This window comes from Streptomyces sp. NPDC048696 (assembly GCF_043198895.1).
Classification (GTDB): Bacteria; Actinomycetota; Actinomycetes; order Streptomycetales; family Streptomycetaceae; genus Streptomyces.
In genome coordinates, this window is the sequence record NZ_JBICVJ010000013.1 from 127,768 (window position 1) to 154,031 (window position 26,264).

At 72.7% G+C, this 26,264-nt stretch carries 18 protein-coding genes; 13 read left to right on the forward strand and 5 right to left on the reverse strand.

All coding sequences use genetic code 11. The features are described 5' to 3' along the window. Positions 1 to 27 precede the first annotated feature (27 nt). Together ACGFRG_RS26465 and ACGFRG_RS26470 are read right to left on the reverse strand one after the other, a co-directional pair. Positions 28 to 1,593 carry an alpha/beta hydrolase gene (locus ACGFRG_RS26465; RefSeq protein WP_361430612.1) on the reverse strand — a complete coding sequence of 522 codons (1,566 nt, stop codon included), beginning with the start codon at positions 1,591 to 1,593 and terminating at the stop codon, positions 28 to 30. 101 nt (positions 1,594 to 1,694) lie between these two features. Beyond that, positions 1,695 to 4,628 (reverse strand): lysylphosphatidylglycerol synthase transmembrane domain-containing protein, encoded by a 2,934-nt coding sequence (locus ACGFRG_RS26470; protein ID WP_361430613.1) that lies wholly within the window; start codon positions 4,626 to 4,628, stop codon positions 1,695 to 1,697. Positions 4,629 to 4,876: 248 nt separating this feature from the next. Between ACGFRG_RS26470 and ACGFRG_RS26475 the strand changes: the two genes are divergently transcribed. The 5 genes from ACGFRG_RS26475 (at position 4,877) to nudC (ending at position 15,757) form a co-directional block, all read left to right on the forward strand. Beyond that, positions 4,877 to 5,353, forward strand: a complete 477-nt coding sequence (locus ACGFRG_RS26475; protein ID WP_393267861.1) for an MGMT family protein — start codon at positions 4,877 to 4,879, stop codon at positions 5,351 to 5,353. A 152-nt stretch (positions 5,354 to 5,505) separates the two neighbouring features. Further along, positions 5,506 to 9,144, forward strand: a complete 3,639-nt coding sequence (locus tag ACGFRG_RS26480; protein WP_393267864.1) for a UvrD-helicase domain-containing protein — start codon at positions 5,506 to 5,508, stop codon at positions 9,142 to 9,144. A 321-nt stretch (positions 9,145 to 9,465) separates the two neighbouring features. Next, positions 9,466 to 13,239 (forward strand): UvrD-helicase domain-containing protein, encoded by a 3,774-nt coding sequence (locus tag ACGFRG_RS26485; protein WP_393267866.1) that lies wholly within the window; start codon positions 9,466 to 9,468, stop codon positions 13,237 to 13,239. Positions 13,240 to 13,249: 10 nt separating this feature from the next. Further along, positions 13,250 to 14,668 carry a dipeptidase gene (locus tag ACGFRG_RS26490; protein WP_393267868.1) on the forward strand — a complete coding sequence of 473 codons (1,419 nt, stop codon included), beginning with the start codon at positions 13,250 to 13,252 and terminating at the stop codon, positions 14,666 to 14,668. 150 nt (positions 14,669 to 14,818) lie between these two features. Next, the gene (gene nudC, locus ACGFRG_RS26495) at positions 14,819 to 15,757 is read left to right on the forward strand and encodes an NAD(+) diphosphatase (protein ID WP_393267986.1); all 939 of its coding nucleotides are present in this window, start codon (positions 14,819 to 14,821) and stop codon (positions 15,755 to 15,757) included. 114 nt (positions 15,758 to 15,871) lie between these two features. Here nudC and ACGFRG_RS26500 read toward each other — a convergent pair whose 3' ends face one another. Next, complete coding sequence (locus ACGFRG_RS26500) at positions 15,872 to 16,114, reverse strand: mycoredoxin (RefSeq protein ID WP_361430620.1); 243 nt, start codon at positions 16,112 to 16,114, stop codon at positions 15,872 to 15,874. Between the two features lie 151 nt (positions 16,115 to 16,265). On the opposite strand from ACGFRG_RS26500, the gene ACGFRG_RS26505 reads away from it, so the two are divergent. From ACGFRG_RS26505 to ACGFRG_RS26525, 5 genes are all read left to right on the forward strand, one after another. Next, positions 16,266 to 18,449, forward strand: a complete 2,184-nt coding sequence (locus tag ACGFRG_RS26505) for an ATP-dependent DNA helicase UvrD2 (RefSeq protein ID WP_393267871.1) — start codon at positions 16,266 to 16,268, stop codon at positions 18,447 to 18,449. A 179-nt stretch (positions 18,450 to 18,628) separates the two neighbouring features. Further along, positions 18,629 to 18,970: a hypothetical protein gene (locus ACGFRG_RS26510; RefSeq protein ID WP_393267874.1), complete on the forward strand. Its 342-nt coding sequence runs from the start codon at positions 18,629 to 18,631 to the stop codon at positions 18,968 to 18,970. Between the two features lie 161 nt (positions 18,971 to 19,131). Beyond that, positions 19,132 to 19,500, forward strand: a complete 369-nt coding sequence (locus tag ACGFRG_RS26515; RefSeq protein ID WP_067163768.1) for a WhiB family transcriptional regulator — start codon at positions 19,132 to 19,134, stop codon at positions 19,498 to 19,500. After that, a complete protein-coding gene (locus tag ACGFRG_RS26520) occupies positions 19,497 to 19,820 on the forward strand; it encodes a hypothetical protein (RefSeq protein WP_188276010.1) in 324 nt (107 codons plus the stop codon). The genes ACGFRG_RS26515 and ACGFRG_RS26520 overlap by 4 nt, the downstream gene beginning before the upstream one ends. 122 nt (positions 19,821 to 19,942) lie before the next feature. Then, positions 19,943 to 20,128, forward strand: coding sequence for a hypothetical protein (locus ACGFRG_RS26525; RefSeq protein WP_188276009.1), 186 nt, complete (start codon positions 19,943 to 19,945; stop codon positions 20,126 to 20,128). 137 nt (positions 20,129 to 20,265) lie between these two features. Here ACGFRG_RS26525 and ACGFRG_RS26530 read toward each other — a convergent pair whose 3' ends face one another. Together ACGFRG_RS26530 and ACGFRG_RS26535 are read right to left on the reverse strand one after the other, a co-directional pair. Next, positions 20,266 to 21,627: an ABC1 kinase family protein gene (locus tag ACGFRG_RS26530; protein ID WP_393267878.1), complete on the reverse strand. Its 1,362-nt coding sequence runs from the start codon at positions 21,625 to 21,627 to the stop codon at positions 20,266 to 20,268. A gap of 65 nt (positions 21,628 to 21,692) precedes the next feature. Continuing rightward, the gene (locus ACGFRG_RS26535) at positions 21,693 to 22,826 is read right to left on the reverse strand and encodes a ThiF family adenylyltransferase (protein WP_393267881.1); all 1,134 of its coding nucleotides are present in this window, start codon (positions 22,824 to 22,826) and stop codon (positions 21,693 to 21,695) included. A gap of 256 nt (positions 22,827 to 23,082) precedes the next feature. Here ACGFRG_RS26535 and ACGFRG_RS26540 point away from each other — a divergent pair, with 256 nt between their 5' ends. From ACGFRG_RS26540 to ACGFRG_RS26550, 3 genes are all read left to right on the forward strand, one after another. Continuing rightward, on the forward strand, positions 23,083 to 23,679 hold the full coding sequence (locus tag ACGFRG_RS26540) for a M48 family metallopeptidase (protein ID WP_361430624.1): 597 nt from the start codon (positions 23,083 to 23,085) through the stop codon (positions 23,677 to 23,679). Between the two features lie 151 nt (positions 23,680 to 23,830). Continuing rightward, positions 23,831 to 25,570, forward strand: a complete 1,740-nt coding sequence (locus tag ACGFRG_RS26545) for a TerD family protein (RefSeq protein ID WP_393267884.1) — start codon at positions 23,831 to 23,833, stop codon at positions 25,568 to 25,570. Positions 25,571 to 25,583: 13 nt separating this feature from the next. Further along, positions 25,584 to 26,264, forward strand: coding sequence for an AIM24 family protein (locus ACGFRG_RS26550; RefSeq protein WP_361430627.1), 681 nt, complete (start codon positions 25,584 to 25,586; stop codon positions 26,262 to 26,264).

Here is a 26,264-nt window from a genome sequence, read left to right on the forward strand (position 1 = left end):
GCCCGACCGGCTGCCGCCCCCGCCGCGCTACTGGCAGACCGTCCCGGCCGCCGGAGCCTTGCCGTCCAGCAGATACGTGTTCACCGCGTCCCGCACGCATGTGTTCTTGCTGTTGTACGAGCCGTGGCCCTGCCCCTTGTACGTCAGCTCCACGCCGACGCCCGGGCCGAGCTTCTCGACCATGTGCTGGGCGCCCGCGTACGGCGTGGCCGGATCGCCCGTGTTGCCGATGACGACGATCGGCGCCGCGCCCGGCGCGCTCACGTCCGGGGTGCTCCACTGACCCGGCACGGGCCAGGAGGTGCAGCCGAGCAGCCCCCAGCCGAGGTAGTCACCGAAAACAGGGGACGCCTTGCGGAACTCCGGCAGCTTGGCCTTCGTTTGGTCCAGTGAGTAACGATCCTTGAAATCAGCACAGTTGACGGCCGTGTTGGCGGCCTGGATGTTGCTGTACGTGCCGTCCTTGGCCCGGCCGTTCATCGCGTCCGACAGAGCGAGCAGAAGGGCGCCGTCCCCGCCCTCCGCGTCGTCCACGCCCTGTTCGAGGAGCTGCCAGTACTCCTTGGAGTACAGCGACTGCGCGATGCCGTTGGTCGCCTCGGTCTGGGTCAGCAGCCGGGGGCCGCTGCCCGGGATGGGCTGCTTGTCGAGGTCGGCGAGCAGCTTGACGATCCCGGCCTCCACCTCCTTGGCGGTCGCCCCCTTCAGCCGGCACTTGTCGCCCCGGTTCACGCAGTCCTGGGCGAAGTTGTCCAGGGCGAGCTGGAAGCCCTTGGCCTGGCCGAGCGCGCCCTGCTCGGCCGTGCTGGTGGGGTCGACGACGGCGTCGAAGACGGCCCGGCCGACGTTCTTCGGGAACAAGTGGGCGTAGACCCCGCCCAGTTCGGTCCCGTAGGAGATGCCGAAGTAGTACAGCTTGTCGTCGCCCAGGACCTGGCGCATCAGATCCATGTCGCGCGCGGCGCTGGTGGTGCCGACATGGGGCAGCACCCGCCCCGAGTTGGCCTGGCAGGTCGCGGCGAACTCCTTCATGTTCTCGGTGAGGCTCTTCTCCTCGGCCGCGTCGTCGGGCGTGGAGTCCTGGGCGAAGTAGCGGTCGAGCTGGCTGTCGCTCTCGCACTCCACGGGCGCGCTGGACCCGACGCCGCGCGGGTCGAAGCTCACCAGGTCGTACCGGGTCCTGAGCTTGTCGTAGTCGCTGGCGGCGGAGGGCAGGGTGGTCACCCCGGAGCCGCCAGGACCGCCGAAGTTGAAGATCAGCGACCCGATGCGCTTGTCCTTCTGGGTGGCCTCGGCCCGGATGAGGGCGAGCTCGATCGTCCCGGCGGCGGGCTTGTCGTAGTCGAGCGGCACGCGCATGGTGGCGCACTTCCACTCGCCTCCGCCGGGCGGCGGCGAGGGCGCCTGCCCGCTCCCCTCCGCCTGGGAGGGCGCGGCGCACTTCTTCCAGCTCAGCTTCTGGGAGGCGAGCGCCGACGGCTTGGCCGGGGACGACTCCTTGGTCCCGCCGCCGGAGCAGCCGGTGGCGGCCAGCAGGACGACGGCGGTGGCGGTGGCGAGAGAGGCGGCACGCAGAGCGGCGGAGTTCTCCATGCTCTCCATCGTGGGCCCGGCGGCCCGGGCCCGCGCGCATCCGCGGGCCATGCGGGTGGCCTTCGGACGCACGCGAGGGTCGCGCACGCCCGCGCGTCAGCTCAGAGCTCGCCTCTGCGCGTCAGGTAGTTGAAGCACAGCCAGCCCGGGAGCACCGGCAGCCAGAAGGTGAGCAGCCGGTAGAGCAGCACGGCCGAGGCCGCCGTCTCGGCCGGCAGACCCGCGAAGGTCAGCGCCGTGGACAGGGCCAGCTCCACCGCGCCGACACCGCCCGGCGTGGGCGCGGCCGACCCCAGGGCGTTGGCGGTCAGGAAGACCACCGCCACGCTCGCGTAGCTGAGGGTGTTGGCGCCGGAGCCGAACGCCCGGATCGAGGCGTCGAGGCACATCACGAAGGTGCCGGTGATCAGCAGTATCCCGCCGATGCCGGTGAGCAGCTTCTGCGGACGCTGGAGCACGTCGAGCATGCGCGGCACGACACCGGCGAAGAGCGACCGGACCCGGGTGACCACGAACTTCCGCAGGAACGGGATGGCGGTCACCACCAGGATCAGTACGGCCGCCGTCAGCAGACCCGCGATCACCGTGCGGGACGGCGAGAGGTCGGGCGTCTTCTCGGTGCCCGTCACATAGCCGAAGACCAGCAGCAGCGAGATGTGCGAGGCGAGCCCGAACAGCTGGGACGCGCCCACACTGGCCACCGCGAGCCCCGGCCGCACCCCGGCGCGCTGCAGGAACCGCGTATTGAGCGCGACACCGCCGACGGCGGCGGGGGCGACGAGCTTCACGAACGACCCGGCGACCTGGGCGATCACGGCCCGCCCGAACGGCACCTTCTCGGGCACGAAGCCCAGCAGGCTCGCCGCCGCCGCCGGATACGAGAGCGCCGAGAAGAGCACGGCGGCCGCCACCCAGCCCCACTGCGCGTTCGCGACGAGTTCGCCGAACTGGATGTGGGTGATCTGCACCAGCAGGTAGTAGGCGGCGATCGCACCGGCGACGAACGTCAGCAGCGTCTTCACCTTGATGCGCTCAAGACGCACCGGCTCCACCGGCGCCTGCGGACGGATCAGCAGCACCTGACGGCGGATCTGGGTGAGCAGATCGTCCTCGCGCGCGTTCTCCAGCGCCTCGTCGATGGCCTCCTTCTCGGCCTTCTTCTCGGCGCGCACGGCCTTGCTCTCGGCGCGTCCGGCCTTGCGCTCGTCCTCGGCGCCGACGGCCGTCGCCCCTGCGGCGCTCGGCGCCGTGCCGTTCACCGCTGCGCCGTTCACCGCCGTGCCGTTCACCGTCTCGGCGTCGCGATGGCGGGCCGCGGCGGCCTCGGCGACCCGCGCCTCCTTGGCCGCCAGCGACGCCTCGATGACCGCGTCGCGCTCGCGCTGCGCCTGCTCGCGCGCCAGCTTGCGCAGCGTCGCGCGCGTGGAGCGGCTCAGCGCGATCGGCTGGAGCAGCGGGAGGCTGTCGGCGACGGTGTCCGGGCCGAGCACGTCCACCGCGGCGGCCACCGCCCGCTCGGCGCCGACCCGCAGCCCCAGGGTGACGAGCAGCTGGGCGATGTCCATCCGCAGCACCACATCACCGGCCGCGATCTCGCCGCCGCGCAGATCCGTCAGGATGACGGTGCCGGAACGATCCACCAGAATCGCGTCTCCCGCGAGCCTGCGGTGGGCGATGCGCCGCGACTTCAGCGCCCGCACCTGACGCCAGGCGCCGCGCATCAGCTCGTCGGTGATCTCCTCGTCGCCGAGCGAGTCCAGGGAGCGGCCGCCGGTGTGCTCGTACACGAGCATGACGGCGTCCGGGCCGAGTTCGGAGGTCGCGATGAGCTTCGGCGCGTTGGCCCCGGCGGCGATCGCCGCGTACGCCAGCAGCGCCTCCTGCTCCAGGGCCTGGCGCAGCGACTGGATGGAACGGCGGGTGGAGATGGAGCGCAGCGTGAGCCGGCGCCACACCCGGTAGAAGAAGCCCTGCGCCTGCTGTTCGCGGTCGACGACGGTGACGTCGAGCGGGGAGGCGTCCTCCAGCGTGACGAAGTAGCGCCGGCCCCGGTCGCCCTGCTCCATGGAGTCCGGGACGTCCTCCGCGCGCATCGCGGTCAGCGGGCGGAAGCCGACGTTGCGCAGCCCGGCGAGCAGGGTCTGCCCGGTGGGCCGGACGTTCGGCGACCCGACCGCGTACAGCGTTCCGTACGCGACGGTCCAGCCGATCAGGACCGTGACCAGGATCGAGAACGGGGTCGTCTGGCCGCCGACGAGGACGGCGAACGAGTTGAGCAGCAGAACCGCCCACAGGGCGACCCGCCAGCGGGGTCTGCGGGCCATGCCGACGGCCGTCATATAGGCGATGACCGGCGCGAGATAGCCGTGCACGGGGTCGGTGAGGCCGCCCGTGCCGGACGGCTGGGTGAGCGCGTCGGTGATCGACTCCGGCGCGGACCTGGCCACCCAGAGGTCGGTGGCGAGGGCGACCCCGTGCGCCAGCACGGCCGCCAGCACACCGTCCGCGATGCGCAGCCCGTCGCGTTTGATCAGCCGCTCGATGGCGAACGCGACCGGAAGGATCAGCACGGCGATCGAGGACACCAGACCGGCCAGCCGGATCAGCACGTCCGGTGCCTGGTCCGAGCCCTTGCTGATGTCCTGCTCCAGGCCGGACGTGGTGTGGTGGGCGATGGCGGCGATGGTGAGGACGATCGCGATGGCGAGGACGCCGCTGATCAGCCGTACGAGGTCGGAGGGGCGGTGCACGCGCGCGGGGAGCAGGGGTTCGTCCACGGAGACGCGGTCGATGGAGGCGGCGCCCGCACAGCCGTCGGGACCGGGCTTGCCGCCCGCCTTCTCGGCGTTCTTCGCGGCCTTCGCGCCCGCCGACGCGGCCGTGGCGCCCGACGGATGCCGGGGCTCACCCGCGCCGGTGGAGCCGGGCGCGGGCACGGACGCGTGATCGGACGCGGACGTGGGGCCGGACGCGGGTACGTCCGGGCGCGCCCCCGCCTGTGGGGTGCTGCTGGCCGCCGCTTCGGGTGGCTGCACGCCCCGCTCCTTCGCCGTCTGGTCCGCTGTCTCGTGGTCCGCTGTCTCGCCGGTCTGGTCTTCCGCCCGGTCTTCGTGCTCTCGTATCACCGGTCACCGCCCGGATGATGGTGGCATGACCAGGCCCCCCAGGGGGGCATCAGGGTGCGTCGAGGGGGCGTACGCGGTGCGGTACACGCCCTCCAGCCATAGTGCGCGCGGTCTGCGGGAGCCTGCTCCCGGCTCCACTGTCGGTGGCGTACGGCAGGATGAACAGGGTGAGCGATGAGCTGCCGGAACTCCCGGAGTATGCCGAACGGGTCCTGGACGTCGCCGAGCGGATCCCGCCGGGCCGGGTGATGACGTACGGGGACGTCGCCGAATGGCTCGGCGAGGGCGGGCCCCGCCAGGTCGGCCGCGTCATGGCGCTGTACGGCGGCGGTGTGCCGTGGTGGCGTGTGGTGCGCGCGGACGGCGCGCTGCTCCCCGGCCACGAGCTGCGCGCGCTCGGGCACTACCGGGAGGAGTCCACCCCGCTGCGCGAGGCGAGCCGGTCCGCCGAGGGCCATGTGCCGCGCCTGGACATGCGCCGCGCGCGCTGGGATGGCGGCGCCCTGGACGGTACGGACGAAGCGGGGAGCCGGGACGGCGGTCCTGTGGGCCGGGACGGCGGCGGGCATGCCGAGGACACCGCGCGGGCGGCGGGCGCGGAGCGCGAGGTCGGCGGCGGGGCGGCTCATATCTGACAGCTTCGACCATCGGGCGCCGGCGGGGGCGGCCACAGGCCCGTACGGATGACTCGCCGCACGACGGGTCCGCTTCGGCGTACCGTCGACAGTCGGCACGGGCATCTTCCCCACCGTCACCACCAGCACACCCACCAGGACCGGCGATCCACGTGAGCTCCTCCTCTTTCACCGGGCGTACGACGTACCCGCAGGTACGACGGCGGTCCGCCGGCGCGTACCGACTGGTGCGTACCCCGCTGAGCCCGGTGGATCCCCCTGTGCTGGACGCACGCCAGCGGGCGGTGGTTGACCATGCTCAGGGGCCGCTGCTCGTCCTCGCCGGACCCGGTACCGGCAAGACCACCACACTCGTCGAGGCGGTCGCCGCGCGCGTGGCCGCGGGCGCCGACCCCGAGCGGATCCTCGTCCTCACCTTCAGCCGCAAGGCGGCGGTCGAGCTGCGCGACCGCATGGCGCTGCGCCTGGGCGGCACCCGCGGGCCGCAGGCCACCACCTTCCACTCCTACTGCTACGCCCTGGTCCGCGCCCACCAGGACGCCGACCTGTTCGCCGAACCGCTGCGCCTGCTGTCCGGGCCCGAACAGGACGTGGCCGTCCGTGACCTGCTGGCCGGCCACCTCGGCCTGGAGAAGGCCGGACTCGACCACGTCCGCTGGCCCGACGAACTGCGCGCCTGTCTGACCACGCGCGGCTTCGCGGACGAGGTGCGCGCGGTGCTCGCCCGCAGCCGCGAACTGGGCCTGGCCCCCGACTCGCTGGCCGACTTCGCCCGGCGCACCGGCCGCCCCGACTGGCGCGCGGCGGCCGGGTTCTTGGCCGAATATCTCGACGTCCTCGATCTGCAGGGCGTACTGGACTACGCGGAACTGGTCCACCGGGCCGTCCTGCTCGCCGAGCGCGGCAGCCGCCTTGGCACGTCGTCCCACGTCTCCTCCTCCGCACCGCACGGCGCCTGGCTCGCCGACGCGTACGACGCCGTGTTCGTGGACGAGTACCAGGACACCGACCCCGCTCAGGTCCGCCTGCTGCGGGCCCTCGCGGGCGACGGCCGCACGCTGGTCGCCTTCGGCGACCCGGACCAGTCGATCTACGCGTTCCGGGGCGCCGACGTCAACGGGATCCTTGCCTTTCCGGACACGTTTCGGCGCGTTGACGGCGCTCCGGCGCCGGTCGAGGTCCTGACCACGTCCCGCCGCTCGGGCGCCGCGCTGCTCACCGCGACCCGGCTGCTGACCCGGCGGATGCCGATGCCGCGGCTGCCCGCCGAGAAGGTACGGGCCCACCGCGAGCTGACGGCGGTGCGTTCGGGGGGCCGGGTCGAGGCGTACACCTACCCGACGGCCTCCGCCGAGCTGGAGAACATCGCCGACATCGTGCGCCGCGCCCACCTGGAGGAGGGCGTGCCGTGGCATGAGATCGCGGTCCTCACCCGAGCGGGCACCCGCGCCCTGCCCGCCCTGCGCCGCGCCCTGACCTCGGCGGGCGTCCCGGTCGAGGTGGACGGCACCGACGTCCCCCTGCGCCACGAGCCGGCGGTGACACCCCTGCTGTCCGCCCTGCGGGCGGTGGCCACGGCGGCGCTGGCATCGCCGCCGCGGATGGCGGGGGAGTCGGCGGAGGAGGCCGGGGAGGCGGCGCCGGGTGCGGTGAGTCCTGCCGAAGCGGTGGCCGAGGCTGAGGCTGGAGCCGTGTCCGGGGCCGCGTCTGGGTCCGAGGCCGTCGCCGTGTCCGAGGACGCCCCTGGGTCTGAGACTGCCTCTGTGTCCCAGGCCGCCCCTGCGACCGACGCCTCCGGGCCCGAAGCCGCCCAGGACAGCGCATCGCAGGCCGACGCCTCCGCCCCGGACGGCAGCGCGCCGCAGGCCGACGCCCCGGGTCCGGACGACGACGCCCCCCAGCCCTCCGCCGCGCCCGGCTGGCTCGACCCCGAGACCGCTCTCGACCTGCTCACCTCCCCCCTCGGCGGCATGGACAGCGCCGACATCCGCCGCCTCGGCCGCGCCCTGCGCGACGAGGAGCGGGCGGCGGGCAACCGGGTGCCGCCGCCCTCCGACGTCCTCCTCGCGCGCGTGCTCGCCGAGCCCGAACGGCTCGTCGCCCACGACCCCGCGTACGCCCGGGGCGCCCAGCGCCTGAGCGCGCTGCTGCGCAAGGCCCGCGAGCTCCTGGAAGGCGGCGGCACGGCCGCCGAGGCCCTGTGGGAGCTGTGGAGCGGCACCCCGTGGCCCCAGCGCCTGGAGCGCGCGGCCCTGCGCGGCGGCGCCGCGGGCCGCAACGCCGACCGCGATCTCGACGCGGTGTGCGCGCTGTTCGACACCGCCGCGCGCGCCGAGGAGCGCACCGGCGGCCGGGGCGCCCTCAACTTCCTGGAGGAGGTCGACGCGCAGGACATCGCCGCCGACACCCTCACCCGGCGTGCCGCGCGGCCCGACGCCGTACGCCTGATGACCGCCCACCGCTCCAAGGGCCTGGAGTGGAGCCTGGTCGTCGTCGCGGGCGTCCAGGAAGGGCTCTGGCCCGACCTGCGCCGCCGCGGCTCCCTCCTGGAGGCCGACCGCATCGGCCGCGACGGGCTCGCCGAACCGCTCACGCCCGGCGCCCTGCTGGCCGAGGAGCGCCGCCTCTTCTACGTCGCCGCCACCCGCGCGCGCGACCGTGTCGTGGTGACCGCCGTCAAGGCCACGGCCGACGACGGCGACCAGCCCTCCCGTTTCCTCGCCGAGCTCGGCGAGGAGCCCAAGGACGTCACGGGCCGCCCCCGCCGCCCTCTCGCCGTCGCCGCGCTGGTGGCGGAGCTGCGCGCCACCACCGTCGACCCCGACGCGTCGCCGCAGCTGAGGGACGCAGCCGCCCGCCGCCTCGCCCGCCTCGCCGCCCTCGCCGACGACGAGGGCCAGCCGTTGGTGCCCGCGGCCCACCCGTACCGCTGGTGGGGGTTGAACGAGCCGACGCGTTCCGAGGTTCCCCTGCGCGACCGCGATCACCCGGTCGTGCTCTCCGGCAGCGCGCTCGACCAGCTCGCCAACACGTGCGCCCTGCAATGGTTCTTGGGGCGCGAGGTGAAGGCGGACGCGCCCGCCACCGCCGCACAGGGCTTCGGCAACGTCGTGCACGTGCTCGCGGACGAGGTCGCCTCCGGCCGTACGCCCGCGGACCTGGCCGTACTGATGGAACGGCTCGACTCGGTGTGGGACGCGCTCGCCTTCGACGCGCCCTGGAAGTCGCTTCAGGAGAAGAACAACGCGCGCGTGGCGCTGGAGAGGTTCCTGCGCTGGCACACCCTGGACCGCACCGGCCGCACCCCCGTCGCGACCGAGCACGACTTCGACGTGACGCTGGAGGCGGGCGAGTACGAGGTCCGCATCCGGGGCTCTATGGACCGGGTCGAGCGGGACGAGGCGGGCCGGGCCTACGTAGTCGACTTCAAAACCGGCAAGCAGGCGCCCACCGCCAACGAAGTGGCCGCGCATCCGCAGCTGGCGGTCTATCAGCTGGCGGTCGCCGAGGGCGCGGTCGACGAGGCGTTCGCGGGCGCGCGCCCGGCCCCCGGCGGCGCCGAACTGGTCCATCTGCGCCAGGCCGCGCCCAAGAAGGAGGGCGGCGAGGCGTACCCGAAGGTGCAGGCCCAGGAGCCGCCGGCGGGGGAGTGGGTCGGCGACCTGCTGGCCACGGCGGCGGGCCGCGTCCTGGACGAACGCTTCACCCCGAACCCGGGCCAGCACTGCACGACCTGCACCTTCCGTACATCGTGCTCGGCCCAGCCGGAGGGGCGGCAGGTGCTGGAGTGACGAGCCTGGAGTGCCGGACGGGCCCGACGTGACGAGGGTCACCCCCACCTGTCATGTATCCATCAGCGCCCAGCAGTCCCACAGAATTACGGATTCTCGCGCCTGTTGAGGGAGAGGCCTGACGCAGAGCGGGGGCCTGACGCCGAGCGGGGACCCGCCGCCCACGACGAGCCCCACCGCCCACGACGGGCCCCACCGCCCACGACGAGCCCCACCGCCCACGACGGGCCCCACCGCTCACGACGGGCCCACCGCTCACGGGACCTCGCCATCACGACGGGCCACCGCGCACGGAGCTTGACGACATGACGCGGACCACAGTTGTCAGTGGTCCCCGTTAGCCTCTCTGGGGTGCCCATCCTCACCGACCCCGAAGAGCTCAAAGAACTCCTCGGCATCCCGTTCACCCCGGAGCAGACGGCGTGCATCACCGCCCCGCCCGCCCCGCAGGTCGTCGTGGCCGGCGCCGGGTCCGGGAAGACCACCGTGATGGCGGCCCGGGTGGTCTGGCTGGTCGGCACCGGGCAGGTGGCCCCCGAGCAGGTCCTCGGGCTCACCTTCACCAACAAGGCCGCGGGCGAGCTCGCCGAACGCGTGCGTACGGCCCTGGTCCGCGCGGGCATCACCGACCCGGACGTGATCGACCCGGACAACCCCCCGGGCGAGCCGCGCATCTCCACCTACCACGCCTTCGCCGGGCAGCTCCTCGCCGACCACGGCCTGCGCATAGGGCTCGAACCCACCTCGCGGCTGCTGGCGGACGCCACCCGGTACCAGCTCGCCGCGCGCGTGCTGCGCGAGGCCCCCGGCCCCTACCCCGCGCTGACCAAGTCCTTCGCCTCCCTGGTCAGCGACCTGCTGGCGCTGGACGCCGAGCTCGCCGAGCACCTCGTACGACCGGACGCGCTGCGGGCGCACGACCGCGAGCTGCTGCGCGCGCTGGAGGGCGCGAAGCTCAGCAACGCCGATCTGCGCAAGGTGCCCGAGGCGGCCGAGGGAAGGCTGGAACTCCTCGACCTCACCGTCCGTTACCGGGATGCCAAGAAAAGCCGTGACCTCCTCGACTTCGGCGACCAGATCGCCCTCTCCGCCGAGCTGGCCCTGACCCGCCCCGAAGTCGGCCGGATCCTGCGCGACGAGTTCCGCGTCGTGCTGCTCGACGAATACCAGGACACCTCGGTCGCCCAGCGCCGTCTGCTCGCCGCCCTGTTCGGCGAGGGCACCGGACACGCCGTGACCGCCGTCGGCGACCCCTGCCAGGCCATCTACGGCTGGCGCGGCGCCTCCGTGGCCAACCTCGACGACTTCCCGCGCCACTTCGCGTACGCGGACGGCCGCCCCGCCACCCGCCACTCGCTCAGCGAGAACCGCCGCAGCGGCGGCCGCCTCCTGGACCTCGCCAACTCGCTGGCCGCGCCCCTGCGCGCGATGCACGAGGGCGTCGAGGCGCTGCGCCCCGCCCCCGGCGCCGAGCGCGACGGCACCGTCCGCATCGCCCTGCTCGACACCCACCAGCAGGAGATCGACTGGCTCGCGGACTCCCTCGCGCACCTCGTGCGCACCGGCAAGGAGCCCGGCGAGATCGCCGTCCTGTGCCGGACGGCGGGCGACTTCCCGCAGATCCAGGGCGCCCTCGTCGCGCGCGACATCCCCGTCGAGGTCGTCGGCCTCTCCGGGCTGCTCCACCTCCCCGAGGTCGCCGACCTGGTGGCCGTCTGCGAGGTCCTGCAGGACCCGGGTGCCAACGCCTCGCTCGTCCGCGTCCTGACCGGCCCCCGCTGGCGCATCGGCCCCCGTGACCTGGCCCTGCTCGGCCGTCGGGCCCGCCGGCTGGTCAGCCGGGACAGGGCCGGGTCGGACGACCCGGACCAGCGGCTCGCGGACGCCGTCGAAGGCGTCGACCCGGCCGAGGTGATCTCCCTCGCGGACGCCCTCGACACGTTCCTGGAGTCGGCCGACGGCGAGGACGACGGACTGCCGTTCTCCGCCGAGGCGCGCGTCCGCTTCGCCCGGCTCGCCGCCGAGCTGCGCGAGCTGCGCCGCTCGCTCGCCGATCCGCTCATGGACGTACTCCACCGCGTCCTCACCGTGACCGGCCTGGAAGTCGAGCTCTCCGCCTCGCCGCACGCGCTGGCGGCCCGCCGCCGCGAGACCCTCGCCAACTTCCTGGACACGGCCGCCGGGTTCGCCGCCCTCGACGGCGAGGCCACGCTCCTCGCCTTCCTCGGCTTCCTGCGCACCGCCGCCCAGTACGAGAAGGGCCTGGACAACGCCCTGCCCGGCGGCGAGAACACGGTGAAGGTGCTCACCGCCCACAAGTCCAAAGGACTTGAGTGGGACGTGGTCGCCGTCCCCGGCCTGGTCACCGGGACCTTCCCGTCCACCCAGCCGCGCGACGCCTGGACCGCCCAGGCCAAGGTCCTGCCGCACGCGCTGCGCGGCGACGCCCCGACGCTGCCGGGCACCCCGCAGTGGGATGCCAAGGGCCTCAAGGCGTTCAAGGAGGATCTGAAGGAGCACCAGCACACGGAGGAACTGCGCCTGGGCTACGTGACGTTCACCCGCCCGCGCTCGCTGCTCCTGGGCTCGGGCCACTGGTGGGGCCCCAGCCAGAAGAAGAGGCGCGGCCCGTCCGAGTTCCTGCACGCCCTGTACGCCCACTGCGAGAGCGGCCACGGCGAGATCGAGGTGTGGGCCGGCGAACCGGCCGAGGACGCCGAGAACCCCGCGCTGGGCGAGTCCGCCGCCACGCACGCGTGGCCGCTCCCGCTCGACCCCGCTTCCCTGGCACGCCGCCGGGCCGCGGCCGAGACGGTCCTGGCGTACCTGGACGCGGAGGGAGCACCCGCCGCGGACACGCACTACGCGCGCGAGGAGCGGGCGTTCGCGCACGAGGAAGGCGTGTACGAGGACGATGCGTACGCAGACGGCGCCTACGTAGACGGCGTCCATGAAGATGGCGCCTTCGAGGACAGCGTCTTTGAGGGCAGCGACTCCGAGGGTGACGTCCACGCGGACGGTCCCTACGAGGACGACCCCTTCGCGCCGGACGACCTGCGCGACTTCGACTTCCCGCACGACGGTACGGGCGACGACTTCGCCGACCTGTCCGCGCTGGCGGACGACTGGGACGGACTGCCGACCCAGCGCCCGGCCCCGCCGCAGCCACCCACGCACGCCCAGGCACGCCCGCACGCCCCAGCGCCCCACCCGGCCCCGCCGCAGGCCCGCGCGCACGCCGACGTGCCCGTTCAGCACAGCCGCGCCGACGCCGACCCCCCGTACGCGCTCACCCCCGAGGAGCGCCGCGCCATCAACTCCTGGGACCGCGACCTGGAGGCGCTGACCACCGAGCTCCGCCGCTCCCGCGCCGCCACCCGTGACGTCCCCGTGCCGTCCTCGCTCACCGCCTCCGAGCTGCTGCGGCTCGCCGCCGACCCCGACGGCTTCGCCCAGGAGCTGGCCCGCCCGATGCCGAAGCCGCCGCAGCCCGCGGCCCGCCGCGGCACCCGCTTCCACGCCTGGGTGGAGTCCCGGTTCGAGGAGCTGCCCCTGCCCATGCTCGGCCCCGACGAGCTGCCCGGCGGCGACGACACCGACGCGGACATCGCCGACGAGCGCGATCTGGCCGCCCTCAAGGAGGCCTTCGAGCGCTCCCCGTACGCGCGCCGCACCCCGCTCCGCACCGAAGCGCCGGTCCAGCTCACGCTCGCGGGCCGGGTGATCCGCGGCCGTATCGACGCGGTGTACGCGGGCGAGGCCCCCGGCACGTACGAGATCGTCGACTGGAAGACCGGCCGCGGCGCCACCGGCGATCCCCTCCAGCTCGCCGTCTACCGCCTCGCCTGGGCCGAACAGCACGGCGTCCCGCTGGAATCCGTCACCGCCGCCTTCCTGTACGTACGGACCGGGCAGACCGTACGTCCGGCACGCCTGCCCGGCCGCGCCGAACTGGAACGGATCCTGCTGGGCGGGAGCGAGCACGCGCGCGAGGGCGGCGCGGAACGCGGGCACGCGCGCGAGGCCGCCTTCCGCGCGTCCCCGCAGGGCCTGGCCGGGACACCGGCGGACATGCCACCACCAGCGGCCGGATAGGCTCAATGGCATGAGCGAGACCCCGGACAGCGCCGTCCAGACCGCAGTCGACGCGACCGTACGCGCGTACATCGAGCAGCACCGCGCCGCCTTCCTCGACGACCTCGCCGAGTGGCTGCGGATCCCGTCCGTGTCGGCCCAGCCCGAACACGACGCCGACGTACGGCGCAGCGCCGACTGGCTCGCCGCCAAGCTCAGGGAGACCGGCTTCCCGGTCACCGAGGTCCTGGAGACCCCGGGCGCCCCGGCCGTCTACGCCGAGTGGCCCTCCGGTGACCCCGAGGCCCCCACCGTCCTCGTCTACGGCCACCACGACGTACAGCCCGCCGCGCGCGAGGACGGCTGGCACACCGAGCCGTTCGAGCCGGAGCTGCGCGAGGGCCGGCTGTACGGGCGCGGCGCGGCGGACGACAAGGGCCAGGTGTTCTTCCACACCCTGGGCGTCCGCGCGCATCTGGCCGCCACCGGCCGCACCGCTCCCGCCGTCAACCTGAAGCTGCTGGTCGAGGGCGAGGAGGAGTCCGGGTCGCCGAACTTCCGCGCCCTCGTCGAGGCGCACGCGGACCGGCTCGCCGCCGACGCCGTGATCGTCTCCGACACCGGCATGTGGTCGAAGGACACACCTACGGTGTGTACGGGCATGCGCGGCCTCGCCGAGTGCGAGATCCGGCTGTACGGGCCGGACCAGGACATCCACTCCGGCTCCTTCGGCGGCGCCGTGCCCAACCCGGCCACCGCCGCCGCCCGCCTGGTCGCGGCGCTGCACGACGGCGACGAGCGCGTCACCGTGCCCGGCTTCTACGACGGCATCGCCGAACTGACCGACGCCGAGCGGCAGCTCGTGGCCGAGCTGCCCTTCGACGAGGAGGAGTGGCTGCGGACCGCCAAGTCGCGCGCGCCCCACGGCGAAGCCGGATACTCCACGCTCGAACGCGTCTGGGCCCGGCCGACCGCCGAGGTCAACGGCATCGGCGGCGGCTACCAGGGCTCCGGCGGCAAGACGATCATCCCGTCGTCGGCGATGGTGAAGCTGTCCTTCCGGCTGGTCGCGGGGCAGGACCCGGACCGGATCGAGAAGCTGGTCACGGAGTGGGTCGCGACGCAGGTGCCGGACGGCATCCGGCACGAGACGGCCTTCAGCGCGGGCACGCGCCCGTGCCTGACGCCGCTGGACCACCCGGCCCTGCAGTCGGTCGTACGGGCCATGGGCCGCGCCTTCGGGCAGAAGATCCGCTTCACGCGCGAGGGCGGCTCCGGCCCGGCCGCCGACCTCCAGGACGTGCTCGGCGCGCCGGTGCTGTTCCTGGGGATCTCGGTCCCCTCCGACGGCTGGCACGCGCCCAACGAGAAGGTCGAGATCGACCTCCTGCTCAAGGGCGTCGAGACCACCGCCCACCTGTGGGGCGACCTCGCGGCCGTACGCACCTGAACCAGCGGGCCGTACGAGCTGGTGGCCGCGCGGTCACCAGGTCCACGGCCCGCACCCGAGCACCACCGCTGAACGAACGCCGCTGAACCCATCCACCCGGGGGAGTTGGAAGCACCTGTGAGCACCACCAGCACCACCAGCAGTGACGCCATCGCGGACCGGCCGATCGGGCTGACCACGCCCATCGGCCTCACCGAGCCGAGCGGCATCGACCGCGCGGCGCACCACCGCCTGGACGAGGCCTGGCTGGCGGCGGCCTGGAGCCACCCGTCGACCAGGGTCTTCGTGGTCTCCGGCGGGCAGGTACTGATCGACGACACCGCCGACGGCCGCACCGAACTCGTGATGACCCCGGCCTTCGAGGCCCCCGTCACCGAGACCCACCGCTACTTCCTGGGCACCGACGACGACGGCGTCAGCTACTTCGCGCTGCAGAAGGACTCCCTGCCGGGCCGGATGGACCAGTCCGCGCGCGCGGCCGGGCTGCGCGAGGCCGGGCTCCTGCTCTCGCCCCGCGACGCGGGCCTGCTGGTCCACGCGGTCGCCCTGGAGAACTGGCAGCGGCTGCACCGCTTCTGCTCGCGCTGCGGCGAGCGCACGGTCATCGCGGCCGCCGGCCACATCCGGCGCTGCCAGGCGTGCGGCGCCGAGCACTACCCGCGCACCGACCCGGCCGTGATCATGCTGGTCACGGACGAGGAGGACCGCGCGCTGCTCGGCCGCCAGGTGCACTGGCCGGAGGGCCGCTTCTCGACGCTGGCGGGCTTCGTCGAGCCCGGCGAGTCCATCGAGCAGTCGGTGCGCCGCGAGGTCTTCGAGGAGGCGGGCGTCACGGTCGGCGAGGTCGAGTACGTCGCCAGCCAGCCCTGGCCGTTCCCCTCCAGCCTGATGCTCGGCTTCATGGCGCACGCCACATCGTCCGAGATCAACGTGGACGGCGAGGAGATCCACGAGGCCCGCTGGTTCTCCCGCGAGGACCTGAGCGCCGCCTTCGAGTCCGGCGAGGTGCTGCCCCCGTTCGGCATCTCGATCGCGGCCCGCCTCATCGAACTCTGGTACGGCAAGCCCCTGCCCAAGCCGACACACTGAGGCCCGGAGCCAGGCCCGGACGCGAGCCCGGGCGGTACGCGAAAGGCCCCCACCTGCACGGTGGGGGCCTTCGTACGCGCGCGTGGCGGACGCCTGACGGCGAAGCAGCCCGGATCAGACGCCGATCTTCTGCTTGACCTGGGCGAGCGACGGGTTCGTGAGGGTCGAGCCGTCGGCGAAGAGCACGGTCGGAACCGTCTGGTTGCCGCCGTTCGCCTTCTCGACGAAGGCCGCCGAGTCCGGGTCCTGCTCGATGTTGATCTCGTTGTACGCGATGCCCTCGCGGTCCATCTGGCTCTTCAGCCGGCGGCAGTAGCCGCACCACGTGGTGCTGTACATCGTCACAGTGCCCGGCATGCTCTCGCACTCCTCATGTTCGGCTGGATGGGTGAACGCCAAGGGATTGAACGTACGCGACCCGGCCGCCATTCCCGCGTTAATACGATGAATCTCACCCCCTGTGGACAACGCGTCCCGTCCGCCTCCGCCGACCTGGCAGCATGTTGGGGTGACAGCAGCAACGCACTCCTCCCTCTTCCCACAGGTCCCCGACTCGGCGGACGCGGTGCTCGACGGGCTCGACCCCGAGCAGCGCGAGGTCGCGACGGCCCTGCACGGACCGGTGTGCGTGCTGGCAGGAGCCGGCACGGGCAAGACGCGCGCGATCACCCACCGGATCGCGTACGGAGTGCGGGCCGGAATACTGCACCCCGGCAGTGTGCTGGCTGTCACGTTCACCAACCGCGCCGCGGGCGAGATGCGCGGCCGCCTGCGCCAGCTCGGCGCGGGCGGCGTCCAGGCCCGCACCTTCCACTCCGCCGCCCTGCGCCAGCTCCAGTACTTCTGGCCCAAGGCGGTCGGCGGCGAACTGCCCCGGCTCGTCGAGCGGAAGGTCCAGCTCGTCGCCGAGGCGGGCGCCCGCTGCCGCGTCCGGCTCGACCGCAACGAACTGCGCGATGTCACCAGCGAGATCGAGTGGGCGAAGGTCACCCAGACCGTCCCCGCCGACTACCCGGCCGCGGTCGCCAAGTCCCTGCGCGACGCCCCGCGCGACCCCGCCGAGATCTCCCAGATCTACGCGACCTACGAAGAGCTCAAGCGCGACCGAGGCGTGATCGACTTCGAGGATGTGCTGCTCCTCACAGTCGGCGTCCTCCAGGACCGGCACGACATCGCCGAACAGATCCGCAGCCAGTACCAGCACTTCGTGGTCGACGAGTACCAGGACGTCAGCCCCCTCCAGCAGCGCCTGCTCGAACTGTGGCTCGGCGACCGTGACAGCCTCTGCGTCGTCGGCGACGCCAGCCAGACCATCTACTCGTTCACCGGCGCCACCCCCGACCACCTGCTGAACTTCCGCACCCGCCACCCGAACGCGACGGTCGTCAAGCTCGTCCGGGACTACCGCTCGACACCCCAGGTGGTCCACCTCGCCAACGGCCTGCTCGGCCAGGCGCGCGGCCGCGCCGCCGAACACCGCCTGGAACTCGTCTCCCAGCGTGAGCCCGGCCCCGAACCGCTCTACACGGAGTACGTGGACGAGCCCGCCGAGGCCGAGGGCACGGCCCGGCGCATCCGCGACCTCATCGCCTCCGGGATCTCGGCCGGCGAGATCGCCGTGCTCTACCGGATCAACGCCCAGTCGGAGATCTACGAGCAGGCCCTGGCCGACGCGGGCGTGCCCTACCAGCTGCGCGGCGCCGAACGGTTCTTCGAACGGCCGGAGGTGCGCGAAGCGGGCGTGGCCCTGCGCGGTGCCGCCCGCGCCGGCGGCAACGACTCGCTGCTCGACGACGCCGTGGACCTGCCGTCCCAGGTGCGGGCCGTCCTCGGCACCAAGGGCTGGACCTCCCAGCCCCCCGCGGGTTCGGGCGCGGTGCGCGACCGCTGGGAATCGCTGGCGGCGCTGGTCCGCCTCGCAGAGGACTTCGCGCGTGCCAAGACCGGCGCGACCCTCTCCGACCTGGTCGCCGAGCTCGACGAACGCGCCGCCGCCCAGCACGCGCCGACCGTCGAGGGCGTCACCCTCGCCTCGCTGCACGCCGCCAAGGGCCTGGAGTGGGACGCGGTCTTCCTGGTCGGCCTCACCGAGGGCATGATGCCGATCACGTACGCGAAGACCGACGAGCAGATCGAGGAGGAGCGGCGCCTGCTGTACGTGGGCGTCACCCGGGCCCGGGTGCACCTGGCCCTGTCCTGGTCGCTCTCGCGGGCTCCGGGCGGACGCCCCTCGCGACGCCCCAGCCGCTTCCTCAACGGCCTGCGGCCGGGCTCCGCCGCGCTCGGCGCCCGGTCGGCGACAGGGGGCGGCACGGCCGGCGTCGAGCGCGGCCCCGCCCGCAAGCGGACCCGGCGCGGCCCGGTCCTGTGCCGGGTGTGCGGCAAGACGCTCACCGAAGCCGGTGAGATGAAGCTGATGCGCTGCGAGGACTGCCCGTCGGACATGGACGAGGGCCTGTACGAGCGGCTGCGCGACTGGCGGGCCGGCCAGGCGAGCCGGCTGGGGCAGCCGCCGTACTGCGTGTTCACCGACAAGACGCTGATGGCGATCGCCGAGGCCGTGCCGTCCACCGGCGGGGAGCTTGCGGTGATCTCCGGCGTCGGCGCCCGCAAGCTGGACCGGTTCGGCACCGATGTCCTGGCCATCTGTGCAGGTCAGGAGGTTGTGGGAGACGACGGGCAAGGTTCCTGAAAACTCGTCGAAAAAATAGTTTGCGCCCGCCCCAGGAATCCCCATAGGTTCTTAACCACGGAAACAGTGGCTTCTCAGAGGCCCTGCGGCCGTGTTCTACTTGCTGTACTTATCCGAATACGCATGGGATCAAGGCCCCCGGGCCGAGCTCCCCGAGACGCCGAGAGGAGGCGAGACCAGTGATCAGCTTCATGAACTTCACCAGCTTCAGCACCGCCAAAATGACCGATCGCTCGGTCGTCGTCACCTGCCCGCTCGGCTCTTCCTTCCAGGGCACCGGTCTGTCCACCGGCGTCTCCGGTCTGCTCGGCCTCTCGGTCGTCATTCCGTCCTCCCTGGCGAAGCCCCCCGTGCGTAACGGCAATGAGCGACCGACCCAGGCACCGGAAGCAGCAGTAGCGAAGGGGCAGGCCCAGGCCTATGCCTTCGCGGCGGCCGGTGCCGGAGCCGAGAAGCAGACGACGCAGCACCACACGATGTGGGCCTTCCGTGGGCTCGAACCCTGGAGTGATCCAGCCTGATCCAGGATCAGGCAGGCGCCTTCAGGGCCGCGGAACCCCACCAGGGATCCGCGGCCCTTCTGTTTGTCCCCGAACGGGGACGACAGCGCGAAGGGGTCTCGGTACCAGCCGAAACCCGGCCGACCGGCCGGACCGACAACAAGACGAGGAAGAAAAACACCGTGCAACTCGAAGCGCACGCCCCGTCCGTACCGCCCGCCCAGACGATCCCCCCGCCCGGTCTCACGGAGGACCCCGCCTTGACTCCCCTCACCGCGCTCACCGCGCTCGACGACGCCATCGAGAACCTCGGCGTACCCGTCCCCTGCCGCTCGTACGACCCGGAGGTCTTCTTCGCCGAGTCCCCGGCAGACGTCGAGTACGCCAAGTCCCTCTGCCGCACCTGCCCCCTGGTCGAGGCCTGCCTCGCCGGCGCCAAGGAGCGGCGCGAGCCCTGGGGCGTCTGGGGTGGCGAGCTCTTCGTCCAGGGCGTGGTCGTGGCCCGCAAGCGGCCGCGTGGCCGCCCGCGCAAGAACCCGGTCGCGGCATGAACCGCCCGGGAACCATCGACCGCCCCCTCACGAACGACCCCCAGAAGCAGGCCCCGATGACGACGTCCGCCACCGAGCCCATGGGCTCCGCGACCCCAGACTTCACCACCACCGGCGCGAACGCCTCGCGTCAGAACAGGACCCTTGAAATGCAACTCATGCCAGAAGCCCTCGCCCGTGCCCATATGCACGAGCGCCTGCGGGAAGCCGAGGTCGAGCGACAGGCCCTGCGCCTGCTCGCCGCCCGGCGGATGCAGCGCCGCGCCGAGCGCGTCTCGCTGCGTGCCCGCCGCGCCCTGGCCATGGCCGTCATGCAGTAACGGCCGTACCACCGGGCAGCGCCAGGAGTAACGAATCAGCCCGCGGGGGCCGGTCCGAACGGACCGGCCCCCGCGGTGCGTTGTGTCCCCGCAACCACCGGCCGTGGCGGTATCGTCACGAAATGGACGACCCGACTCAGCCGGTTGCCGAGACCGTTGTGTGCTCGCGCTGCGGCACGCCCGCCGAGAGCACTCCGCCGACCTGGACCTACTCCGTCGAGAACGGCACCCGTCTCTACTTCTGCGACACCTGCGCACGCGCCAACATCAGGGCGATCGAGAGCCGACTCGACTCCGTGTGGTGGTGACGGGGGAGGGGGCCCCTCCCCCCCGCCCCCGCCCCTCCCCCCCCGCCCCACTCCGCGCGCACCCCGCAGTCCGGCCTGGCCTGGCTAGACCTGGCCCGGCCCGGCCCGGCCCGGCCCGGCTCGGCTCGCCCCCGCCCCTACGCCCCAGCGGGCTGCTCGTCCTCCTCGCCGTCGGGTAGGAACCCCGGAACCCATTCCTCCAGCTCGTCCCGCAGCCGTACCGTCGCGTCCAGCTGGCACAGCACTCCGATGGTGGAGAGCGTGACGCGGTGTATCAGCAGATACGAGGGCGGCAGGTTGAGCTGCTTGCCCAGTTGATGGGCGGGGGAGCGGGGGTCGGCGATCCTGGCTGCCTGGCCGCGCATCCAGGATCGGGTGAAGGTGAATTCCTCGGCCTGTGCGGGCTCGATGATCGGGAGCAGATAGTCGAGTACCGCGTCCGGGTCGAGCTCTATCGACTCCTTGACGAAGCCCTCCTCGCACAGCAGCCCGTAGACCGCTTCCGCGTCGCCCTCCAGGGTCATCCGCAGCGAGTCGCCGATGGTCTGCGGCAGCCCGCCCGGCAGCCGGTCCACCGTTCCGAAGTCCAGCACCCCCAGTCGGTACTCGCCGCCTTCCTTCTCGGGCGGCAGCAGCCGGAAGTTGCCCGGATGCGGGTCCGCGTGGAGCAGTCCGGTCCGTGCGGGGCCCGAGAAGAGGAATCTCGCCAGCAGCTGGCCCGCCCGGTCGCGCTGTTCGGGCGTGCCGTCGGCGATCACCTCGGAGAGCGGCGTGCCGTCGATCCACTCCGTCACCAGCACCTGGTCGCGCTGGTGGACCACATCGGGCACCACCACATCCGGGTCGTCCGCGAACTCCGCCGCGTGCTCCCGCTGGGCCCGTGCCTCCAGTTCGTAGTCCAGTTCTTCGGATACCCGGTCGCGCAGCTCGGAGATGAGCGGCTTGATGTCCATTCCGGGGATCAGCGGTCCCAGCAGCCGGGCGAACCGGCTGAGCTGGGTCAGGTCCGAGAGCAGCGCCTCGCCGGCGCCCGGGTACTGCACCTTGACCGCGACCTCGCGGCCGTCGTGCCATATCGCCCGATGCACCTGGCCGATCGACGCGGCGGCGGCCGGCTTCTCCTCGAACTCCAGGAACAGCTCCCGCCAGTTCGGCCCGAGCCGTTCCGCCAGCACCGCGTGTACGGTGCGGGTCGGCATGGGCGGGGCCGCTTCCTGCAACTTGGTCAGCGCTGCCCGGTAGGGCCCCGCGATCTCTTCGGGCAGGGCGGACTCGAAGACGGACATGGCCTGCCCGAACTTCATCGCACCGCCCTTCAGTTCGCCCAGGACCTTGAAGAGCTGTTCGGCGGTGCGCTGTTGCAGCTCCCGGCCGACGATCTCCGCGGACTTGCCACCGATCCTCTTGCCCAGCCCCCAGGTGGCACGACCGGCGAAGCCAAGTGGCAGCGCGGCCAACTTGGCGGTCCGGGTGACCGCCTTCCGGGGAAGATCAGACATACGCCCCTCCAATTCCCAGCCGGCCGTGCCGCGGGTGCCTTGCGGCAGTGCGTCGTTGACAGCGGTTACCGGGCCATTGTGTCCTGCGGCTGCTCGCCCCCCGAGGCGTCCTCCCCTTCAGTGTTCCCACCAGCACCGCAGGAACAGTCGAGGCGCGCCCCGACGGGCTCGGGGCGCCAGCCGAGCAGCGGCAGCGATGTCTCCCACCGTGTGCCCGTACTCGCCGGGAGATCGCCGTCCAGGAAGGCCAGCGCGTGGGCCGCCGCCAGGCCGCCCACCGCCGTCGCGAGCGCGGCATCGCAGGCCGGGACGGCTCCCTCGCGGCGGCCCGAGCGCCACTGCGCCAGCATCCGGGGCCAGCCCGGGTCGTGCTCGGTGCGGGTGAGCGCCAGGCACCCGGCGCATCCGGTGCCGCCGGGCAGGACGAGTGGGCCCACCAGGCCGGTCGTCTCCACAACTCCCGCGTACAAGTGGGGGATTCCTGCCGCCAGCCACTCCTCGGCGGTGGTCGGATCCGGTGCGTACACCTCAAGGCCGTCCCTCGGGGCCACCACGATCAGTGACAGGCCGGGCGGTTCGGCGTCGTCGTCGGCGCGGGGTGGGCGGCCCGGTGCCGCGCTCCGCACCAGCCGCCGTGCCGCCGGGGCCCGCCGTTCGCCGACCGCCTCCTTGGGCAGCGCGCCGGGCGCGACGTCCCACGGCTGGACCGTCCCGCCGTCCAGCACTTCCACCCGGCCCACCCCGGAGGCGGCGAGCAGGGAGGCGATCGTGGCGCCGACGCGGCCCGCGCCGCGCACCTGGACCCGCAGGGACCGGCGGGCCGCGAGCCGCCGGGCGCCGCCGCCCGGTTCTCGGTGGACCAGGGAGAGCGAGGCCAGATCGGCTCTGGTCCGGTCGAAGGCGTCGGTCCGTTCGCGCAGTGCGTCAGCCTCCGGGCCCCCGGCGGTCGGATCGTCGAGCACCCCGGCTTTCGTCAACCGCTCGACCATCGCGTCCACTTGGCCGGGCGACAGATCCACGGCTCTCGCCTCCTCGTACAGCAGGGGCAGTCCGCGTGTGCCGTCGAGGAGGCCGAGGAAGCTTCCTGTCGCCGTGTCGACCGGCGACACGACCACGGCCCGTGCGGGGGTGACCCCGAATTGCACGGTGTTCCGGTTCCGCCATGCCCGGCGCAGTGCCGGTTTCACCATCGGATGCATGTCAACCCCCGTTGTCCTGCCTTGTCGTGTGTTGTCCGGACCGGGCGCGGTCGGTCGTGTGCCGGTCCAGGTCTCTGTCCGGTCACGATTTTTCGTGTGATCCGTTGCCAGAATGACCGGTGCGGGGGACGGGCGGGAGAAGTTATCCACAGGGGCGGGGTATTAGTCGTTCAAATGGTGCGCGCCCCTGAATGGATCATGGGCCAACCCTTCCGGAGGCGGGACTTCCCCCACTGACAGCGGGTAACGTCGGGGCGTGCCCGCCGACCCACTGCAGAGTGCCGGAAGCCCGCCACGCAGTCCGACAAGTCCGCCGCCCCGCGGTCATGCGACGAGCGCGGTCGAGGTGCGCAGAAGCGCCCGGCGCAGCAGGACCGTCTCGGCGTACCGCGAGGGCGACCGCACCATCGTCCTGATTCCGGCCCGGATGTCCGAGGCCGAGGAACAGCGCTGGGTGAACGTGATGCTCGACAAGCTCGCCGCCCAGGAGAGCAAGCGGATGCTGGGCGACGCGGAACTGACCGAGCGCGCCGAACGGTTGTCGGACCTCTACTTCGAGGGCCGGGCCCGCCCGGCGTCGGTGCGCTGGGTGACCAACCAGAACACCCGCTGGGGCTCGTGCACCCCGGCGGAGGGCAGCATCCGCCTCTCGCACCGGCTTCAGGGGATGCCCGAGTACGTCCTCGACTATGTGCTCGTCCATGAACTGGCGCATCTGCTGGTGCCGGGGCACGGCCCGCGGTTCTGGCGGCTCCTGGAGGCGTATCCCCGGACCGAGCGGGCGCGCGGATACCTCGAAGGAGTGGTCGCGGCCGACCGGCTTCCGTACCTGCCCGCCGCCCGCGGTGAGTGACCTCCCCGACTGTGTCCCGGACCGGTGACGAACTGTGTCCCGGAGGGGTACCGAACTGTGTACCGAACGTGTACCGGCTTGGCCGGTTGTCGCTGGCAGCCGCTAGCCTGGCGCGACCAATCACACTCGGGATGGGGGACGGTCGTCACGCATGGCCAGGCAATTCCAACGCGGCCACAAGGCCAGGATCAGTGATCTGACGGCAGGTACGGACCTGTATGTGGGCGTGCAGATCGCTGCCCCCGGACTGACCTTCGACATCAGCTGCTTCGGCCTCGACGCGAACGAGCAGCTCTCCGACGACCGGTACTTCGTCTTCTTCAACCAGCCCAAGTCGCCCGAGGAGTCCATTCAGCTGCTCGGTGCCCAGGCCGGTGACACCGAGTCGTTCCGGGTCACCCTGGACCGCGTGCCGGCCCACATCAAGAAGCTCTCCTTCACCGCGACGATCGACGGCGCGGGCCAGATGTCGCAGGTCGGGCCGGGTTACATCCGGGTCGTCGCCGGTGGCGAGGAAGTCGCGAGATACGCGTTCACGGGCGCCGAGTTCAGCACCGAACGCGCGGTCATGCTGGGCGACTTCTACCTGAAGGACGTCTGGCGGTTCGCGGCCGTGGGCCAGGGCTTCGACGGCGGCCTGGAGGCGCTGCTGAAGAACTTCGGCGGCGAGGTCGTCGAGGAGGAGCCGGCGGCGGCGCCGCAGCCGCAGGGCGCGCCTGTGGGCTTCGCCCCGCCCGCGCAGGCGGCCGCTCCCGCGCAGCCCGCCCCCGCGCCCCAGTTCGGCGCCCCGGCGGCCCCGGCGCAGCACCAACCCCCGCAGCCGCCCGCGCAGTTCGGCGCCCCGGCCCCGGCTCCCGCGCAGCACTACACGCCCCCGCAGGGGGCCACGCCGCCCCCGGCGCCCGCGCCGAGCCCGCAGATCCACTCGGCGCCGACCATGGCCGCGCCGATGACGCTGCCGCCGGGCACCGTCCCGCCCCCGGCCCCGCCCGCCCCGTACGGACAGCCCCAGCAGCCCTCGTACGGGCAGGTCCCGGGCCAGTACCCCGGCCAGGTCCCGCCGCCGGGCGCACCGGCCCCGTACGGTCAGCCCGCTCCCTACGGTCAGCCCGCTCCCTACGGTCAGCCCGCTCCCTACGGTCAGCCCGCTCCCTACGGTCAGCCCGCTCCCTACGGGCAGCAGCCCGGCTTCCCGCAGGGGATGCCGCAGCAGGGGACGCCGCAGCCCGGCGGCGGGCTCGCGGGGGCCATGCAGCTGTACAAGGAAGTGCCCACCGGGCAGCGCTGGGCGTCGCAGAACAAGCAGCTCGTGCGCGTCGACCTCGGCATGGGCGGCACTCCGGTGCTGGCCCGCCAGGGCAGCATGGTGATGTACCAGGGCAAGGTCGACTTCGGCTACAAGGGCGCCGGTTTCGCCGGGCGGCTCGTCGGCCACGCGACCGGCCAGGAGATGCAGCTCATGCGCTGCACCGGCCGCGGCCAGGTCTTCCTCGCCGAGAACAGCGCCTATCTGCACCCCATCGAGCTCCAGGGCGACGGCATCTGCGTCTCCGCCGAGCACGTCCTCGCGTTCGACGAGTCCCTTCAGTACGAGGTCCGCCGCATCGAGGGGCATGGGATCCCCGGCGGCGCGCTGTTCACGATGCTGTTCCAGGGCGCCGGCACGCTCGTGGTGATGACCCACGGCACGCCGGTCGTGCTGCCCGTCACCCCGACCACGTTCGCCGACAGCGACGCGATCGTGGCCTGGTCGGCCGCCTCGCAGGTGATCGTCTCCAGCCAGGTCCGGCTGCGCCGCAACGCCTACCCGGGCCACAGCGGCGAGTCCGTCAACCTGCAGTTCCGGGGCGCGCCCGGGAACTTCATCGTCGTCCAGCCGTACGAGGTCTGAGGGAGCCCGACCAATGAACCAGCAACTCGCGGGCTATGCCCCCACCCCCGTCGCCGCCCGGATGGAGAACCACGGCAGCGCCATGCTCAAGGTGGCCATGGCCACCGGGCAGGACCTCTTCGCGCGCGTGGGCTCGATGGTCGCCTACGAAGGCTTCATCCAGTACGAGCCGAACCCGCCCGCCGTACGCCAGATCGCCCGCGACTGGATCACCGGTGAGGGCGCCCCGCTGATGAAGTGCACCGGCGACGGGCTGCTCTACCTCGCCGACTACGGGGCCAACGTCGTCGTCATCCATCTGAACAACGACGCGCTCTCCGTCAACGGCACCAATGTGCTGGCCTTCGACGCGAGCCTGCAGTGGGGTGTCGAGCGGGTCAAGGGCCTCGCCAAGTTCGCCGGCCAGGGCCTGTTCAACGTGAAGATCTCCGGCACCGGCTGGGTCGCGCTCACCTCGCGCGGCACACCTGTCGTCGTCGACTGCGGCAGCGGCGAGGACGAGACGTACGTCGACCCGGACGCCCTCGTCGCCTGGTCCCCGAACCTCAAGGTCAAGGGCAAGCGCAGCTTCAAGGCGTCCTCGCTGATCGGCCGGGGCAGCGGAGAGGCGTTCCAGATGGCCTTCTCGGGCCAGGGCATCGTCGTCGTACAGCCGAGTGAGGACAGCACCGACCGCCTGCGGGCCCGGGGCTGA

Bases quoted from the DNA above. Each gene is read 5' to 3' on its own strand.
- ACGFRG_RS26465 (WP_361430612.1), bottom strand. From the start codon at position 1,593: ATGGAGAACTCCGCCGCTCTGCGTGCCGCCTCTCTCGCCACCGCCACC.
- ACGFRG_RS26475 (WP_393267861.1), top strand. From the start codon at position 4,877: ATGAACAGGGTGAGCGATGAGCTGCCGGAACTCCCGGAGTATGCCGAA.
- ACGFRG_RS26490 (WP_393267868.1), top strand. From the start codon at position 13,250: ATGAGCGAGACCCCGGACAGCGCCGTCCAGACCGCAGTCGACGCGACC.
- ACGFRG_RS26500 (WP_361430620.1), bottom strand. From the start codon at position 16,114: ATGCCGGGCACTGTGACGATGTACAGCACCACGTGGTGCGGCTACTGC.
- ACGFRG_RS26520 (WP_188276010.1), top strand. From the start codon at position 19,497: ATGAACCGCCCGGGAACCATCGACCGCCCCCTCACGAACGACCCCCAG.
- ACGFRG_RS26525 (WP_188276009.1), top strand. From the start codon at position 19,943: ATGGACGACCCGACTCAGCCGGTTGCCGAGACCGTTGTGTGCTCGCGC.
- ACGFRG_RS26530 (WP_393267878.1), bottom strand. From the start codon at position 21,627: ATGTCTGATCTTCCCCGGAAGGCGGTCACCCGGACCGCCAAGTTGGCC.
- ACGFRG_RS26535 (WP_393267881.1), bottom strand. From the start codon at position 22,826: ATGCATCCGATGGTGAAACCGGCACTGCGCCGGGCATGGCGGAACCGG.
- ACGFRG_RS26545 (WP_393267884.1), top strand. From the start codon at position 23,831: ATGGCCAGGCAATTCCAACGCGGCCACAAGGCCAGGATCAGTGATCTG.
- ACGFRG_RS26550 (WP_361430627.1), top strand. From the start codon at position 25,584: ATGAACCAGCAACTCGCGGGCTATGCCCCCACCCCCGTCGCCGCCCGG.